The organism is Streptomyces sp. Act143, assembly GCF_003143935.1.
GTDB lineage: Bacteria > Actinomycetota > Actinomycetes > Streptomycetales > Streptomycetaceae > Streptomyces.
In genome coordinates, this window is sequence record NZ_QFRX01000001.1 from 4,072,228 (window position 1) to 4,088,755 (window position 16,528).

The 16,528-nt window shown below is 71.0% G+C and carries 14 protein-coding genes; 4 read left to right on the forward strand and 10 right to left on the reverse strand.

All coding sequences use genetic code 11. The annotated features are described in order from the left end of the window. Positions 1 to 281 precede the first annotated feature (281 nt). The gene (locus tag DI272_RS18055) at positions 282 to 1,289 is read right to left on the reverse strand and encodes a stage II sporulation protein M (RefSeq protein WP_109496354.1); all 1,008 of its coding nucleotides are present in this window, start codon (positions 1,287 to 1,289) and stop codon (positions 282 to 284) included. 129 nt (positions 1,290 to 1,418) lie between these two features. On the opposite strand from DI272_RS18055, the gene DI272_RS18060 reads away from it, so the two are divergent. Further along, entirely contained in the window at positions 1,419 to 2,441 is a 1,023-nt protein-coding gene (locus tag DI272_RS18060) for an RDD family protein (protein WP_109496355.1), read from the forward strand. Positions 2,442 to 2,470: 29 nt separating this feature from the next. On the opposite strand, the gene DI272_RS18065 is transcribed toward DI272_RS18060, so the two are convergent. Together DI272_RS18065 and ahcY are read right to left on the reverse strand one after the other, a co-directional pair. Continuing rightward, a complete protein-coding gene (locus DI272_RS18065) occupies positions 2,471 to 3,085 on the reverse strand; it encodes a hypothetical protein (protein WP_109496356.1) in 615 nt (204 codons plus the stop codon). 172 nt (positions 3,086 to 3,257) lie between these two features. Then, positions 3,258 to 4,715, reverse strand: a complete 1,458-nt coding sequence (gene ahcY / locus DI272_RS18070) for an adenosylhomocysteinase (protein WP_109496357.1) — start codon at positions 4,713 to 4,715, stop codon at positions 3,258 to 3,260. Between the two features lie 469 nt (positions 4,716 to 5,184). On the opposite strand from ahcY, the gene DI272_RS18075 reads away from it, so the two are divergent. Next, on the forward strand, positions 5,185 to 7,251 hold the full coding sequence (locus DI272_RS18075) for a fructose-specific PTS transporter subunit EIIC (RefSeq protein WP_109496358.1): 2,067 nt from the start codon (positions 5,185 to 5,187) through the stop codon (positions 7,249 to 7,251). Between the two features lie 142 nt (positions 7,252 to 7,393). Next, a complete protein-coding gene (gene lepB / locus DI272_RS18080) occupies positions 7,394 to 8,077 on the forward strand; it encodes a signal peptidase I (protein WP_109496359.1) in 684 nt (227 codons plus the stop codon). A 48-nt stretch (positions 8,078 to 8,125) separates the two neighbouring features. Here lepB and DI272_RS18085 read toward each other — a convergent pair whose 3' ends face one another. The 7 genes from DI272_RS18085 to DI272_RS18115 all read right to left on the reverse strand — a co-directional run bounded on the left by DI272_RS18085 (position 8,126) and on the right by DI272_RS18115 (position 15,727). Next, entirely contained in the window at positions 8,126 to 9,109 is a 984-nt protein-coding gene (locus DI272_RS18085; protein WP_109496360.1) for a cation diffusion facilitator family transporter, read from the reverse strand. A gap of 125 nt (positions 9,110 to 9,234) precedes the next feature. Beyond that, positions 9,235 to 10,386, reverse strand: coding sequence for a mannose-6-phosphate isomerase, class I (manA, locus tag DI272_RS18090; protein ID WP_109496361.1), 1,152 nt, complete (start codon positions 10,384 to 10,386; stop codon positions 9,235 to 9,237). Positions 10,387 to 10,460: 74 nt separating this feature from the next. Continuing rightward, on the reverse strand, positions 10,461 to 11,591 hold the full coding sequence (locus DI272_RS18095; protein ID WP_109496362.1) for an SIS domain-containing protein: 1,131 nt from the start codon (positions 11,589 to 11,591) through the stop codon (positions 10,461 to 10,463). 82 nt (positions 11,592 to 11,673) lie between these two features. Then, the gene (locus DI272_RS18100; protein WP_020940431.1) at positions 11,674 to 11,844 is read right to left on the reverse strand and encodes a Trm112 family protein; all 171 of its coding nucleotides are present in this window, start codon (positions 11,842 to 11,844) and stop codon (positions 11,674 to 11,676) included. Between the two features lie 235 nt (positions 11,845 to 12,079). Then, on the reverse strand, positions 12,080 to 13,444 hold the full coding sequence (locus DI272_RS18105) for a phosphomannomutase/phosphoglucomutase (RefSeq protein ID WP_109496363.1): 1,365 nt from the start codon (positions 13,442 to 13,444) through the stop codon (positions 12,080 to 12,082). Positions 13,445 to 13,546: 102 nt separating this feature from the next. Continuing rightward, positions 13,547 to 15,163, reverse strand: a complete 1,617-nt coding sequence (locus DI272_RS18110; protein WP_109496364.1) for an L-lactate permease — start codon at positions 15,161 to 15,163, stop codon at positions 13,547 to 13,549. A gap of 189 nt (positions 15,164 to 15,352) precedes the next feature. Continuing rightward, positions 15,353 to 15,727 carry a DUF3499 domain-containing protein gene (locus DI272_RS18115; RefSeq protein WP_181387233.1) on the reverse strand — a complete coding sequence of 125 codons (375 nt, stop codon included), beginning with the start codon at positions 15,725 to 15,727 and terminating at the stop codon, positions 15,353 to 15,355. A gap of 343 nt (positions 15,728 to 16,070) precedes the next feature. Here DI272_RS18115 and DI272_RS18120 point away from each other — a divergent pair, with 343 nt between their 5' ends. Next, the gene (locus tag DI272_RS18120; protein WP_109496365.1) at positions 16,071 to 16,517 is read left to right on the forward strand and encodes a metallopeptidase family protein; all 447 of its coding nucleotides are present in this window, start codon (positions 16,071 to 16,073) and stop codon (positions 16,515 to 16,517) included. Positions 16,518 to 16,528 lie beyond the last annotated feature (11 nt).

The following is a 16,528-nucleotide window of genomic DNA, read 5'->3' on the forward strand; positions in this document are numbered from 1 at the left end:
TTTCCTCGGTGCTTTCCAGGTTCCCGCTTCCGCGTTTCCCTTTCCGGCGGTTCCGACTTTATCAGAAGTTTTGAGCCGGTCTGACCGGCTGCTCATTTCCGATTCATCGGGAGGGGCTTCTTCGAAAGCGATGTTTCGAGAAGCAGACAGACACTCACTGTCGCCGACCGGATCATACCCAGTTCCAGGCAACTGTTCGAATCTACCTCCCCGCTCGATCCGTGTCAACGGCTCTTGTGGGGCGAAGAGGATACTAGCAGCTCAGGAGCTCCACACGCACATCAAGCGGCCATGGGCACGGCTGCGCTGCGTTCCGCGGCTTCCACGTCGCCCGTTTCACCGGTGCGGGCCGCGCGGCCGCCCAGTACGTAGACGTAGGCGAGGAAGGCGACTTCGGCGGCGACCCCGATGGTGATGCGGGCCCAGGTGGGCAGGCCGGAAGGGGTGACGAAGCCTTCGATCGCGCCCGACACGAAGAGGATCAGGGCGAGGCCGATGGCCATGCCGATGGCTGCGCGCCCCTCCTCCGCGAGGGCGGTACGCCTGGTGCGAGGGCCGGGGTCGATGACGGTCCATCCGAGGCGCAGGCCCGTGCCCGCGGCCACGAAGACCGCGGTCAGTTCGAGGAGACCGTGGGGCAGGACAAGGCCCAGGAAGGTGTCGAGGCGGCCGGCCGAGGACATCAGGCCGAAGCCGACACCGAGGTTGAGCATGTTCTGAAAGAGGATCCAGAGGACCGGGAGTCCGAGGAACACGCCCAGGATCAGGCACTGCGCGGCGGCCCAGGCGTTGTTCGTCCAGACCTGGGCGGCGAACGAGGCCGCGGGGTGGCTCGAGTAGTACGTCTCGTACTGGCCTCCCGGGCGGGTGAGCTCGCGCAGCTCGCTGGGGGCTGCGATCGAGGACTGCACCTCGGGATGAGTGCCTATCCACCAACCAAGGAGAACTGCCACGCCCGTGGACAGCAGTGCCGTGGGGACCCACCAGTGGCGTGCCCTGTAGACCGCCGCCGGGAAGCCGTACGTCAGGAAGCGGGTGACGTCGCGCCAGGAGGCACGGCGAGTGCCTGTCACCGCGCTACGCGCGCGCGCCACGAGTTGGCTGAGCCGCGCCGTCAGCTGGGGGTCGGGGGCGCTGGACTGGATCAGCGAGAGGTGGGTGGCCGTGCGTTGATAGAGAGAGACGAGTTCGTCTGCCTCGGCGCCGGTGAGCCTGCGCTGGCGGCGGAGCAGGGCGTCCAAGCGGTCCCACTCCGCTCTGTGAGCGGAGACGAAGACGTCGAGGTCCATCGGTTCGGCTGCTCCTCGGCTGGTCGTCGGCGGCTCGTCGTGGTGTCAGCTTGTCGTACTGGGGCGCGATGCGCCCTCAGCTTGGCAGACTGACGGTTCTCGGGGCGGGTCAGGGGAAGGACGACGGGCGTGAGTGAGCTGGTGACGGGCGAGGCGGTGGCGCTGGAACTGCGTCCCGCGAGGCTGCCGAGCAGAGCGCTGGCTGTGCTGCTCGATCTGTTGGTGGCCGCTGTCGCCTACATCATCGTGACCATTGCTCTGGTGGCTTCGACGGCTTCGTTGGACGAGGCCGCACAATTCGCTGTGTCTCTCGCCGCCTTCGTGCTCGTGATGGTGGGCGGGCCGATCGCGGTCGAGACGCTCAGCCACGGTCGTTCGCTCGGAAAGATGGCGTGCGGGCTACGGGTGGTGCGGGACGACGGTGGGCCGATCCGGTTCCGGCATGCCCTGGTACGGGGTGGGATCGGAGTGATCGAGATCCTGCTGACCTTCGGGGTCGTCGCCTGTGTCGCCTCCCTCGTGTCTGCGCGAGGGCGACGGCTGGGGGACGTTTTCGCCGGCACGCTCGTCGTACGGGAACGGGTTCCGGTCTCGCCCACGGGTTTCCTGCCCCCGCCGCCGCCCTGGCTGGCGGGCCGGTTCTCGGGACTCGATCTGTCGGCGGTACCTGATGGACTGTGGCTCGCCATTCGTCAGTACCTGTCGCGGATGCAGCAGCTCGATCCGCAGGTGGGCTGGGCCATGGCCGAGCGGTTGGCCGCCGACCTCGTCGCGCGTACGGGGTCTCCGGCGCCGCAGGGTGTGCCGCCGGCGGCCTACCTCGCGGCGGTGGTACAGGAGCGGCAGGCGCGGGAGGCTCGGCGGGCCTTCGCCAACGGCCCGACAGCTGCGAGCGGAGCGCCCGCCCCTGCGGTCGGCGAGCCGGTTACTTACGGGCCACCTGCCCAGGCTCCCCCTCCCACCCAGGCTCCTGCTCCTGCTCCTGCTCCTGCTCCTGCTCCTGCTCCTGCTCCTGCTCCTGCTCAGGTTTCCTCGCCCGTTGCGGTGACGGCTGTCCAGGCTGTCGGCGGGCATGAGTCCGAGTCCCGTCGGACGCCGTCGGAGGCACCGTCGTCCGAGCCTCCTCGTACCGGGTTCGCGCCCCCCGCCTAGTTTCTTCGCGTCCCTGGCGGGGCTCGGCCTCAAGGAAACACGGACGGCGGCGATTCCAGGTCTTCCAGCTCGATGCCGGGGGCTGCCAGGACCACGTCCCCGGCGATGTGCACGGTGTGCTGTTCGCCGGTGTCCAGGGCTGTGACCTGGTATTCGTCCACGGTCAGGGGGCCGTTGTCAGTGGCGTGTGCTTCGCTTTTCATCAGCGCCCAGGACTGGTCCACGGTGCGCGGGGCGAGGACCGGGTCCGTGAAGGCGACGAGCCGTACGCGGGTGGCCGAGGTGGAAGGAGTGAGGCGTAGGAGTCGGGTGATGGCGATGAGGAATGCGGGGGATGTGCCGGTGAAGGCGTGGGCGGGGACATTGCCTTCCGTGGCGTGAGCCCCGGTGGGGTCGGTACGGACCCAGGTGACGCCGTCGAGGGCGGCGCCGCGGACCTGCCAGGCGGCGGCGTGGAGTTCCAGCCGGATGGGGCGGCCGAGTTCGTCCAGGGCGAGGTCGACGGAGCCCGTGTGATCGCCCGCGGGGGTGGTCAGCTGGGAGACATAGCGCCAGCCGGACGGGCCGGGGGCGCAGTGGAAGTGCTCTTCTGCGAGGGGGGTGTGATCGTGCGGATCGTGGAGCGAATAACGGCCGCGGGGCATGGGGGTCCTGGGTCTTGACGGGCTGGTTCGGCCTCGGTCGGTAGGCCGCGGGACCGACGAGAAGGCGGTACGGGAGGCGGCACAGGAGCCGGCGCGAAGCCAAAGGGGCGGGCCCCCGGCACGGGGGTGCGGGGGCCTGCCTCGAAGGTGGTGCTGCTGCGGAGCCGCGGGCTCAGTAGCGGTAGTGGTCCGGCTTGTACGGGCCCTCGACCTCGACACCGATGTACGCGGCCTGCTCCGGGCGCAGCGTCGTCAGCTTCACGCCGAGCGCGTCGAGGTGGAGGCGGGCGACCTTCTCGTCGAGGTGCTTGGGCAGCGTGTAGACGCCGATCGGGTACTCGGACTGCTTCGTGAACAGCTCGATCTGGGCCAGCGTCTGGTCCGCGAAGGAGTTGGACATCACGAAGGAGGGGTGACCGGTGGCGTTGCCCAGGTTCAGCAGGCGGCCCTCGGAGAGGACGATGATCACCTTGCCGTCGGGGAACTTCCAGGTGTGGACCTGCGGCTTGACCTCGTCCTTGACGATGCCGGGGATCTTGGCGAGGCCGGCCATGTCGATCTCGTTGTCGAAGTGACCGATGTTGCCGACGATGGCCTGGTGCTTCATCTTGGCCATGTCCGAGGCCATGATGATGTCCTTGTTGCCGGTCGTGGTGATGAAGATGTCGGCCTTGTCGATGACCTCGTCGAGCGTCGTGACCTGGTAGCCGTCCATCGCCGCCTGCAGCGCGCAGATCGGGTCGATCTCGGTGACGATCACTCGGGCGCCCTGGCCGCGCAGGGACTCCGCGCAGCCCTTGCCGACGTCGCCGTAGCCGCAGACGACCGCGGTCTTGCCGCCGATGAGGACGTCGGTGGCGCGGTTGATGCCGTCGACCAGGGAGTGGCGGCAGCCGTACTTGTTGTCGAACTTCGACTTCGTCACCGCGTCGTTCACGTTGATCGCGGGGAAGAGCAGAGTGCCGTCGCGCTGCATCTCGTACAGGCGGTGGACACCCGTCGTGGTCTCCTCGGTCACGCCGCGGATCTCCGAGGCGAGCTGGGTCCACTTCTGGGAGCCGTCGGTGATGGTGCGGTTGAGGAGTTCGAGGATGACGCGGTGCTCCTCGTTCTCGGCGGTGTCGACCGAGGGGACCTTGCCGTCCTTCTCGTACTCGACGCCCTTGTGGACGAGGAGGGTGGCGTCACCACCGTCGTCCAGGATCATGTTCGGGCCGCCGGTGGGGCTGTTCGGCCAGGTCAGCGCCTGCTCCGTGCACCACCAGTACTCCTCCAGCGTCTCGCCCTTCCAGGCGAAGACGGGGACGCCCTGCGGGTTGTCCACGGTGCCGTTCGGGCCGACGGCGATGGCGGCGGCCGCGTGGTCCTGGGTGGAGAAGATGTTGCAGGACGCCCAGCGGACCTCGGCGCCCAGGGCGACCAGGGTCTCGATGAGGACGGCCGTCTGCACCGTCATGTGCAGGGAGCCGGTGACGCGGGCGCCGGCCAGCGGCTGCGTCTCGGCGTACTCCTTGCGGATCGCCATCAGGCCGGGCATCTCGTGCTCGGCGAGGGTGATCTCCTTGCGGCCGAACTCGGCCAGGGAGAGGTCGGCGACCTTGAAGTCCTGTCGGTTGTCGACAGTCGTCATTGCGAGCTGCTCCTCGGTGTTGGGGCGAGGTGGGTAGGGCTGGTCTGCGCGGCGGCGGACACAGGGGTGCCCGAAAGAGGACACAGGCATGCCCACGTGCGCGCAGCGCAGTCCGTCGGAGGCCCTCTCTCCCTCGGCCGGTCCGCGGAGGGACCGCCCGACCGCCATCAGCAGCGACGTCTGGCTTCATCCCAAGCTACACCGGTACGCCCGGCCGTCCCCAGTCCACCTCCGAATCCATTGCGTCCATCAAGGCAGGCTCAAGCATGAGAAGCGGTGGAGGGGACAGCGATAACAGGACACCGACGGTCGCCGGAACAGGGGCCGGCAGACAGGGGCAAGCAGGGACTTCTGCTCCTTCGGGCCTGGCGGCAGGTGGTGCAGGATGCGACGAGATCGGGCCCATCCGATCGATTGCGCGGGACGTCCGGGACGGCGTTCCGCGTGACAGAGGCGTTAGGAGATCGACGTGACCAGTCCGGCCGGCCCTCCCCCCACGGGCAGCGGCAGCGGCGAGCAGCAGAGGCTGAAGCTGCTCGCGGTGACCGCGTGTCCGACCGGCATCGCGCATACGTACATGGCGGCGGAGAAGCTCCAGCAGGCTGCCGAGAGCCGCGGCATCGACATGAAGGTGGAGACCCAGGGATCGATCGGGGCCGAGAACGTCCTCGATGACAACGATGTCAGAACTGCGGACGGCATCATCGTCGCCGCGGACAAGGATGTGGACCTGAGCCGTTTCGCAGGCAAGCGGGTGCTCACGGTCGGGGTGGCCGAGGGCATTCGCCATCCCGAGCGGTTGCTCGAGCAGGTGCTCTCGGCGCCGGTGCACCGGTCCGGCGGGACGGCGGCGGTGGCGTCGTCCGGCGGCAAGGAGCGCGGCGTCGGCTACAAGGCGCTGATGAACGGCGTCAGTTACATGATCCCGTTCGTGGTGGTGGGCGGGTTGCTGATCGCGATCTCGCTCTCACTCGGCGGGCACACGGACCCCTCGGGCGGTCTGGTCATCCCGAAGGACTCCTTCTGGATGGACGTGAACAACATCGGCGTCATCGGCTTCACGCTGATGGTGCCGATCCTGTCCGGGTACATCGCGTACGCCATCGGCGACCGCCCCGCCCTCGTCCCCGGCATGATCGGCGGCTGGATAGCCAACACCGGTGAGCTCTACGACTCCAAGGCGGGCGCCGGCTTCATCGGGGCCATCGTGACCGGCTTCCTCGCCGGGTATCTGGTGCTGTGGATCAAGAAGGTCACCGTCCCGAAGTTCGTGCGGCCGATCATGCCGATCATCGTGATCCCGATCGTGGCGACCACGGCGCTCGGGCTGTTCTTCATCTACGTCATCGGGAAACCGATCTCCTGGGTGTTCGAGCACCTGACCGACTGGCTCAGCGGCATGACCGGCACCAGCGCGATCCTGCTCGGCGCGATCCTCGGGCTGATGATCGCGTTCGACATGGGCGGGCCGGTCAACAAGACGGCGTTCCTCTTCGGCGCCGGCCTCATCGCGACCGGCAACCAGACGGTCATGGGCATGTGTGCCGCCGCGATCCCGGTGATGCCGCTGGGGCAGGGGCTCGCGACGCTCATCCGCAAGCGGCTCTACACCGAGCAGGAACGGGAGACCGGGCTCGCCTCGCTCTTCATGGGCTGCTTCGGCATCTCCGAGGGGGCGATCCCGTTCGCTGCGGCCAGGCCCGCGCAGGTCATCCCGGCCAACATGCTCGGCGGCGCGGTGGCCGGCGCGATCGCCGGGGTCGCCGGGGTCGAGGACGCGGTGCCGCACGGCGGGCCGATCGTGGCGGTGCTGGGCGCGGTGAGCGGTGTGCCGATGTTCTTCGTGGCCGTGGTGATCGGCACGGTCGTCACCGCGCTGACGACGGTCGCCCTTGTCGACCTGAGTGAGCGCATGCGGCGTGGGGAGGCGGTGTCCGGCGTACCGGCGGCCCGTCCCGAGCCGGTGCTGGTCGGGGCGGCCGGTGGGGAGGTGGCGCCGGGCGCCGCCGGCGTCGTGGCGCAGAAGACCGTACACGGGCCGGCAGCGGGCCCCGCCGAGGCCGCGGCGGACGCCGTGCCCGAAGTCCTGTCCGGGTATCTGACCGAGCGGACCGTGAAGGTACGGCTCGACGCGCGGGACAAGGAGGCCGCCGTCCGGGAGATGGCCGGGCTGCTGGCGCGCAGCGGCAAGGTCGTGGATGCGGACGAGTTGGTGGCGACCGCGTTGCGGCGTGAGGAGCAGGGGACGACCGGGCTCGGGGAGGAGATCGCGATTCCGCATGCCAAGACGGATGCGGTGACCGCGCCCGTGGTCGGGTTCGCGCGGTCGGACGAGGGCGTCGAGTGGGGCTCCTTGGACGGGACGAAGGCCAGGCTGGTGTTCATGATCGCCGTGCCGGAGGCGGCCGCGGGCGATGAGCATCTGCGGATTCTGGCCCTGCTGTCGCGGAAGTTGATGGACACCGGGTTCCGGGAGCGGCTCGGTGCCGCGGCGGACGAGCGGGCCGTCCTCGGCGTGCTGGCCGAGATCCGGTAGCGAGCCGGCCGCGGCGTCCGGTCGATCCGGCGCCTGGTGTGCGTGCCGTGTCCGCCGAGGACGAGGACATGGCACGCACGGCCCGGACCCGGTGACCGGCTACGCTCTGCGCCCGCGGAGGGTCCGCAGGGAGAGGAACTTGATGTCCGGCAAGGGGCGGGGACTGGGGATCGCGGCCGTCGTGGTGGGGCTGGCGGGGCTGCTGTTGGGGCTGGGCGGCCTCGGTTGGGCGCGGCATGCCTTCGGGGGCTCTGTCGTGTCGAGCCAGAGCATGTCGCCGACGTACGGGCCGGGCGACCGGGTCGTCTACGAGAAGGTCGACGGGAGCGAGGTGCGGCGGGGCGATGTGGTGCTGTTCTCGGCGCCGGACCGGTACGGCGCCGACTGGTTGGTGCTGGAGCGGGTCGTCGGTGTGGGCGGCGACCACGTGGAGTGCTGTACCGGGGAGGGAACGGGCGCGCGGATCACCGTGAACGGGAAGCCGCTGCGGGAGCCGTATGTGAAGGACGGGGACGCACACGGCGGGTACCCGCTCTCCTACGACGTCCGGGTCCCCGAGGGGCGGCTGTTCCTGCTCGGCGACCATCGTGCGAACTCGCGTGACTCGCGGGCGTTTCTCGACGACCAGGACGGGACGCTGCCGGTGTCCGTGATTCGGGGGCGGGTGATCGACGACTACTCCGTGCCGACGCTGCTCGTGGTGGCGATGGTGGCCGGTGTGGTGTTGGTGCTGGTTGCCGTCGGGCTGGGGATCGCCGCCTTCGTCGTACGGCGCAGGGCGCGCGCCCTGGTGCCGCCCCCGCCTCCTTGGGCGGTGCAGGTGTGAGACAGGGGCCCGCCGGATTCCGGTGGGCCCCTGTTGATCGCGCCGGTGTCAGTGTCCGGCGGTGGGCTGCTGTGCCGGTCCCCCGGGCGTGGCCTCGCGGTCGGGGCCCTTGGCCGCCTCGGCCTCGCTGTAGATGTCCGGCTCCAGGTAGATGACGCGGGCGATCGGGACGGCCTCGCGGATGCGGGCCTCGGCGGCGTTGATGGCGCTCGCGACCTCGGCGGCCGTGTCGTCGTGCTGGACGGCGATCTTGGCGGCGACCAGGAGCTCCTCGGGGCCGAGGTGGAGCGTGCGCATGTGGATGACGCCGGTGACGGTGTCGCCGTCGACGACCGCGGTCTCGATCCTCTTGACCTCGTCGGCGCCCGCGGCCTCGCCGAGCAGCAGCGACTTGGTCTCGGCGGCCAGGACGAGGGCGATCAGGATGAGCAGGATGCCGATGCAGAGGGTGCCGATGCCGTCCCAGACGCCGTCGCCGGTGAGCAGCGCCAGGCCGACGCCGCCGAGGGCGAGGACCAGACCGATGAGGGCGCCGAAGTCCTCCAGGAGGACGACGGGCAGCTCGGGCGCCTTGGCGCGGCGGACGAACTGGGACCAGGTCTGGGAGCCGCGCAGTTCGTTGGACTCCTTGATGGCCGTACGGAAGGAGAAGCCCTCGGCGACGATCGCGAAGACGAGGACGCCGACCGGCCAGTACCAGTGCTCGATCTCGTGCGGGTGCTTGATCTTCTCGTAGCCCTCGTAGATGGCGAACATGCCGCCGACCGTGAACAGGACGATGGAGACGAGGAAGGCGTAGATGTAGCGCTCGCGGCCGTAGCCGAACGGGTGCTGCGGGGTGGCCTCGCGCTGGGCCTTCTTGCCGCCGAGCAGGAGCAGGAACTGGTTGCCGGAGTCGGCGAGCGAGTGGACGCCCTCGGCGAGCATCGACGAGGAACCGCTGAACGCGAACGCCACGAACTTCGATGCCGCGATCGCGAGGTTGGCGCCGAGTGCCGCCACGATCGCCTTGGTGCCGCCTGACGCGCTCATTGGTTCGCGTTGTCCCTTCGTACGCCGTGCCGGGCGCGGCCCTGTCCGCCTTTGCCCGTGCTTTGCCGGTGGGCCATTGTTGCAGCCTCCCCCGGGGTCGGCTCGTCAGGCGTCCACAGCGCCGGTCATACGATCACACTTGCCCGGAAGACCGTGCCCGTGCCGGACACCTCGGCCTTCTCGCCCGCCGGGACGAACACCGACTGACCAGGGCTCAGCTCGTGCTCCCCCGCCCGCACCGACCCCGCCGTGCACAGCAGGATCTGCGGGGTGGTGCGGGTCAGGTCGTGGGTGGCGCCGCCCTCGGGGAGGACGTAGCGCGAGAGCCGGAACTCGTCGATCGGGGTCTCGTAGACCTCCTCGCCGTCCGGGGAGGCCTCCGGGCGCAGCACGCCGGGGTCGGCGGCCTCGAAGCGGACGATGCGCAGGAGTTCGGGGACGTCGACGTGCTTGGGGGTCAGGCCGCAGCGCAGCACGTTGTCGGAGTTGGCCATGATCTCGACGCCGAGGCCGCTGAGATAGGCGTGCGGGATGCCGGCGCCGAGGAACAGCGCCTCGCCGGGCTGGAGTCGGACGAAGTTCAGGAGCATGGCCGCGATGACGCCGGGGTCGCCCGGGTAGTGGTGGGCGATGTCCGCGTACGGCGCGTACTCGCCGCCGAGGCGCGCGCAGGAGGCGGCCGCCTCCGTGACCGTACGGGCCATCTCCTCGCGGTCGGCGCTGAGGACGGCCGTGAGGACCTCGCGCAGGGCGGCGTCCTCGGGGTGGGCGTGCAGGAGGTCGACGTACGGCTTGAGGGAGTCGACGCCGAGGCCGGCCAGCAGTTCGGCGGCCCGGTTCGGGTCGCGGAAGCCGCACAGGCCGTCGAACTCGGTGAGCGCGCAGATGAGTTCGGGCTTGTGGTTGGCGTCCTTGTAGTTGCGGTGCCCGGCGTCCACGGGGATGCCGCGGCGCTCCTCGTCCTCGTAACCCTCCTTCGCCTGCGCCAGGTCGGGGTGCACCTGGAGGGAGAGCGGGGCGCCGGCGGCGAGGATCTTCAGCAGGAAGGGCAGGCGCGGGCCGAACTTCGCGACGGCCGCCGCCCCCAACTCCCGCTCCGGATCGGCCTCGATGACCTCGACGAGGGTGCCGCGCGCGGTGCGCGAGGGTGCGCCGGGGTGGGCGCCCATCCACATCTCCGCCTGCGGCTCGCCGCTCGGTGCGACGCCCAGAAGGTCGGGGATGGCGGTGGTGGAACCCCAGGCGTAGGGGCGGATGCTGTTGTCGAGGCGGTCCATCGGGTTCTTTCTGTACGGCGGTCGGGGCGCGGCCCGTCCGCTGCGCTACGGCGGTCAGGTCGTCCTGGGCATGATCAGGCGCCCGAGGCGAGCGCCAGGTAAACCGCGGCGAAATCCGTGATGGCGATCAGTTCCGCGAGGGTCTCCAGTTCGGCGCCCTCCTCCGGTTCCAGCTCGCTGATCGGTGTGTCGTGGCTCAGGGCCAGGTCACGGGCGGCGGGCGCGGCGGTGAGGCCGCCGAGGGGGCGGTCGCGGAGCAGCACCACGCGCGCGTGCAGCGCGGGAGGCTCCTCCACGCGGTCGCGGAAGAAGTCGTCGGGGTCGGCGCTGGCGGCCAGCGGCCCGGCGAGCAGGGCGCTGTGGGCGGCGAGCGCCTCGGGCAGCTCGGCGACCAGGGCGGGGCGGCCGGAGAGTTCGGCGAGCGCGGCGGCGAAGCGGCGGCCCGCGGGGCCTGCCGAGACGCCCTCGGTCCAGATCACCGGAAGCGCGTCGGCGAGCTCGGCGGCCAGGGTCTTCGCCGGGTTGCTGTACGTCGCGATGGCGGGCCCGCAGCGTTCGGCGATGTGGTCGAGACGGTCGGCCACCTTCTCCAGCGCGTCCGGCGGGGCGGCGAGCAGGCCGGTGCGGTCGAGGAGCGCGAGCAGTGGCGTGAGCAGCGCCCACAGCACGCCGGGGGCTGACGCGGTGAGCTGCTGTTCGTCCTGCTCGTACGGGGCTGTCGCGAGCGGTACGAACAGGCCGTGGGCGCCCTCGACGGCCTCGCTGAGCGGGGTGCCGGCGGGGGCCACGGCGACGACCGTGCAGCCGCGGCGGTAGGCCTGGTCGGCGAGGAGGGACAGGCCCGGTTCGGTGCCGTCGGGGGTGGCGATCAGGAGCAGGTCGACCGAGCCGGTCCAGCCCGGGAGCTCCCAGCGCAGGGCGCCCGCGGCGGGGGCGACGCCGGTGGGCGCGAGACGGATGACGGGGCTGCCGGCGCCGGCGAGTGTGCCGAGGAGGTCGGCCGCGCAGATGGCGGCGGCGCCGGGGCCCGCGATGAGGACCGCGCGGGGGCGGCCGTCGGGCTTGAGGTCGTTGACCCCGGCCTCGGCGGCGTGCCGGGCGGCGGTGCGGACGCGGGCGCCGGCCTCGGCGGCGCCGCGCAGCAGGCCGCGGCGGTCGGCCTCCGAGAGCGCCTCGGGGGTGTCGAGCAGCGATTCGTCGAGCATGGGCGGAGGACTCCTCCGATCGCCGGGTTCGTCGGTTACGCGCGCGTGGCCTCGTCGGACCTCGGAGGGCCGGGCGGTGTCGTCACGCGGGGCGGCGGGCCTCGTCGACGAGGAGGACGGGGATGCCGTCGCGCACCGGGTACGCCAGGCCGCAGTCCTGGCCGGTGCAGATCAGCTCGGCGTCCTGCTCCTTGAGGGGGGCGTGGCAGGCCGGGCAGGCGAGGATCTCCAGGAGGCCGGCTTCGAGCGGCATGGGGTGTCCCTTCGGGGCGGTACGGCTGCTTGTGCGGATGTGCCTGGTCAGCGTACCGCCGGTGGGAGGTGGGTGCCGGGGTTGTGGATGACCGGGGTCGGCGGGTGACCGGCGTCGGTGTGCGGGTAGCGGGGTTTCGCTCGCCCGCGCTCGCGGGGTGCCGCTGCGCCCACCCGTGCCGCCCCAGCGGCACGGGTGCCCGCAGTCACGGCGAGCGCGGTTTCGACGGCCGGTCTCAGGCCCTGATGATCGCCAGGACCTCGTCCCGCACCTTCGCCATCAGCGCCTCGTCCCGCGCCTCCGCGTTCAGCCGCAGCAGCGGTTCCGTGTTGGACGGGCGGACGTTGAACCACCAGTCGGCGGACGTGACCGTGAGGCCGTCGAGGTCGTCGAGGGTGATGCCCGCCTGGCCCTCGTACGTGGCGCGGATCGCGGCGAGGCGGTCGGCCTGGTCGGCGACCGTGGAGTTGATCTCGCCGGAGCCGGCGTAGCGGTCGTACTCGGCGACGAGGCCGGACAGCGGGCCCTCCTGGCCGCCGAGGGCGGCGAGGACGTGGAGGGCGGCCAGCATGCCGGTGTCGGCGTTCCAGAAGTCCTTGAAGTAGTAGTGCGCGGAGTGCTCGCCGCCGAAGATCGCGCCGGACTTCGCCATCTCGGCCTTGATGAAGGAGTGGCCCACGCGCACGCGGACCGGGGTGCCGCCGTTCTCCTTGACGACCTCCGGGACCGACCAGGACGTGATCAGGTTGTGGATGATCATGCCCGCGCCGCCGTTCCTGGCCAGCTCGCGCGCGGCCACCAGGGCGGTGACGGCCGACGGGGAGACGGGGGCGCCGTGCTCGTCGACGACGAAGCAGCGGTCGGCGTCGCCGTCGAAGGCGATGCCCAGGTCGGCGGACTCCTCGCGGACGCGCTTCTGCAGGTCCACGAGGTTCGCCGGGTCGAGGGGGTTGGCCTCGTGGTTGGGGAACGTGCCGTCCAGCTCGAAGTACATCGGGACGAGGGTCAGGGGCAGGCCCGCGAAGACGGTGGGGACGGTGTGCCCGCCCATGCCGTTGCCCGCGTCGACGACGACCTTCAGGGGGCGGATGGAGGTCAGGTCGACCAGGCCCCGCAGGTGCGCCGCGTAGTCGTCCAGCGTGTCGCGCCGCGTGATCGTGCCCTGCGTCGCCGCCGGGGCCGGGGCGCCCGTGTCGGCCCAGCGCTCGACCAGGTCGCGGATCTCGGCGAGCCCCGTGTCCTGCCCGACCGGGGCGGCGCCCGCGCGGCACAGCTTGATGCCGTTGTACTGCGCGGGGTTGTGCGAGGCCGTGAACATCGCGCCCGGCAGGTTCAGCGCGCCCGAGGCGTAGTACAGCTGGTCGGTGGAGCACAGACCGATCTCGGTCACGTCGACGCCCTGGGCGGCGGCTCCGCGGGCGAAGGCGCGCGACAGGCCGGGGGACGAGGGCCGCATGTCGTGGCCGATCACGATCGCGCTCGCGTCGACCACCTGCACGAAGGCTGCCCCGAAGAGCTCGGCGAGCGTCTCGTCCCACTGCTCGGGAACGACCCCTCGCACGTCGTACGCCTTGACGAGCTGTGACAGATCAGCAGCCACTGCCTAACCCCTCCAAAAGTCCTGTCGGTCCCCCCAAACTACCCGCCGTCACCGACAGCCCGCTGTGGGTCCGCCGAGTAGACCCAAGAACGTAACCTCAGGTCAGGGCAGCATCCAGTCCAGCACGGGCGAACTCTGCCCGACCACGATCAGGCACATCACCAGCAGCAGCCCGAGGCTCCAGGGCAGCACCTTGCGCAGCAGGTCCCCCTCCCGGCCGGCGAGGCCGACGGCGGCGCAGGCGATGGTGAGGTTCTGCGGGGAGATCATCTTGCCGAGGACGCCGCCGGAGCTGTTGGCGGCGGCCAGCAGCTCCGGGGAGAGCCCCGACTCGCGGGCCGCGGTCACCTGGAGGGCCCCGAAGAGCGCGTTGGCGGAGGTGTCGGAGCCGGAGACGGCGACGCCGAACCAGCCGAGGACCGGCGAGAGGAAGGCGAGCCCGGCGCCCGCCGCGGCCACGAAGTGGCCGATGGTGGCGGCCTGTCCGGAGAGGTTCATGACGTAGGCGAGCGCCAGGACGCTCGTCACGGTCAGGATCGCGAACCTCAACTCGTGCACGGTGGCGAGCCACTCCTTGACGGCCACGCGTGCGTGCACGCCGAGGACGACGGCCGTGCACAGGCCGGCGAGCAGCACGAGCGTGCCGCCCGTCGACACGATCGGCCAGGTGTAGACGTTGCCGCCGACCGGATCGCCGCCGGGGTCGACGACGTTCAGGAACGGCCAGTCGTAGGTCTGGGTCGCGTTCGCCAGCCAGTCCTTGACGGCGGGGATCTGCGCGATCGAGAAGATGGCGACGATCAGGGCGTACGGGGCGTAGGCGCGCACGACTTCACCGCGCGGGTCGTCCTCGTCGAGCTCTTCGCTCCTGGCTCCCGTCAGCACGGAGGCGCGGACCGGTTCCTCCGCGGGCACGCGCGCGTGCGGTACGGCGACCAGGGCGCCCGCGCCCGCCAAGGCGGCGCCGATGTCGGCGAGTTGCGCGGAGACGTAGTTGGAGGCGGCGAACTGGGCGACGGCGAAGGCGACTCCGCAGACCAGGGCGGGCACCCAGGTGTCGCGCAACCCGCGCCGTCCGTCGACGAGATACACCAGCACGAGCGGCACCACCAGGGCCAGCAGCGGCGTCTGACGCCCCACCACGGAGGCCACGGTGTCCAGCGGCAGCCCGGTCACCTGGGCGAGCGTGACCACCGGCGTGCCCATCGCGCCGAAGGCGACGGGCGCGGTGTTGGCGACCAGGGCGACGACGGCCGCCTTCACCGGGTCGAAGCCGAGGGCGACCAGCATGACCGAGCAGATCGCGACGGGTGCGCCGAAGCCGGCGAGGGCCTCCAGGAGGGCGCCGAAGCAGAAGGCGACGACGAGGGCCTGGATGCGCGGGTCGTCGGAGAGCCGCCCGAAGGAGCGGCGCAGGATGTCGAAGTGCCGGGTGCGGACCGTCATCCGGTACACCCACAGCGCGTTGACGACGATCCACAGGATGGGAAAGAGGCCGAAGACGGCTCCCTGGGCGCCGCTGGAGAGCGTCTGGCTCAGTGGCATGCCGTAGGCGAGCCAGGCGACCAGAACGGCCGCCAGAAGCCCTGTGAGGCCCGCGAGGTGGGCTTTGAGGCGGACGCCGCCGAGCAGGACGAGGACGATCACCAGGGGCAGGGCGGCGACGAGGGCGGACAGGCCCAGTGAGTCGGCCACGGGTTCGAGTTCCTGGACGTACACGGGCGCCTCCCCGGTCCGATTCCGATCCGCGTCCGATCCGATTCCCGTCTTCCGTCATGCGGAAAGCGATTTCTCGTTTCGGCTGTCGGAATGGTCGTGTCCGCGCCAAGGTCGCGTCAATGGGTGTGCGTCACTGAGCGGAACGTGCACCAAATGCACACGGAAAAGGGGTGGTTGCCGACCGGGAGGTCAGTTGTCCGGCGAGCGCAGCACCCGCAGATGACCGCGCCGCGCGACCTCCATCGGGTCCGCCGCGCGCCCCCCGCCACCGGCCTGGGCGGCGCGTTCCTGCGGGCGGGCCGCCTCGCGGACCGCGTTCGCGAGCGCTTCCAGGTCGTCGCCGCTGGGGCGGGCGGGAGCCGAACCGTCGAGCAGCCGGACGACCTCCCAGCCGCGCGGCGCGGTGAGGCGCTCGGAGTGCTCGGCGCACAGGTCGTAGCAGTGGGGTTCGGCGTAGGTGGCGAGCGGGCCGAGGACCGCGGTCGAGTCGGCGTAGACGTACGTCAGCGTCGCGACGGCGGGACGGCCGCAAGCGGTGCGCGAACAGCGACGTACAGGGCTCACGACGTTGGACGGTACCGCACTCTTGAGCGGGCCGCGACGACTCTCCCTCAGGTCACTCCACCGTGTCGTGGCGTGAAACGTCCCACATGCCCCTCCGGGCACACCTTTCTGACCTGCGTGGACACCGCCTCCCGGGATCTCGAACAGCATCGGAACCGGTCATCACTCCGTACAAACAAGGTCAATTGCCATGAGTTCACCGGTCTCGGAGAGATACGGAATCGAGCCCAACCTTGGCTGGAATGGTCATCCGGCGACATGCCGCACGAGGCGGCCGAACAGCCCCCGGGCCCCGCGTGGGCCCCCGGCGCCCGGCCTTCCCGGGGACTACGCTTCACCAGTGATGGACAACCCCGTACCGCCCCGCGCCGCCGGCCCCGGGCCCCGCCGACGTGATCGCCACGGCCGGGGCATGCGCGGCCCGATCGCGCCGCCCCAGGTCCCGCTCGCGGCGAGCCGTGCCGAGGTGTTCGCGGATCTGGTGCAGGACTCCGTGGAGCGGCTGGAGCGGCGGTGGCCGCAGCTCGCCGACATCGATTTCCTCGTCCTGGAGGTGCCGCACCTCGACGGCCGGGGCTTCAGCGACGAAGCCGTCCCCCTGGGCGGCACGATTCCCGCGCGCGAGGGACGCCCCGCGCGCGTGGTGATCTACCGCCGCCCGGTGGAGATCCGCACCAAGGGCCGCGACGAACGCGCGGCCCTGGTCCACGAGGTCGTCGTCGAGCAGGTCGCCGAGCTCCTCGGGCTGACACCGGAGACGGTGGACCCGCGCTACGGCGACGAGGACTGACGGGCGCCCAC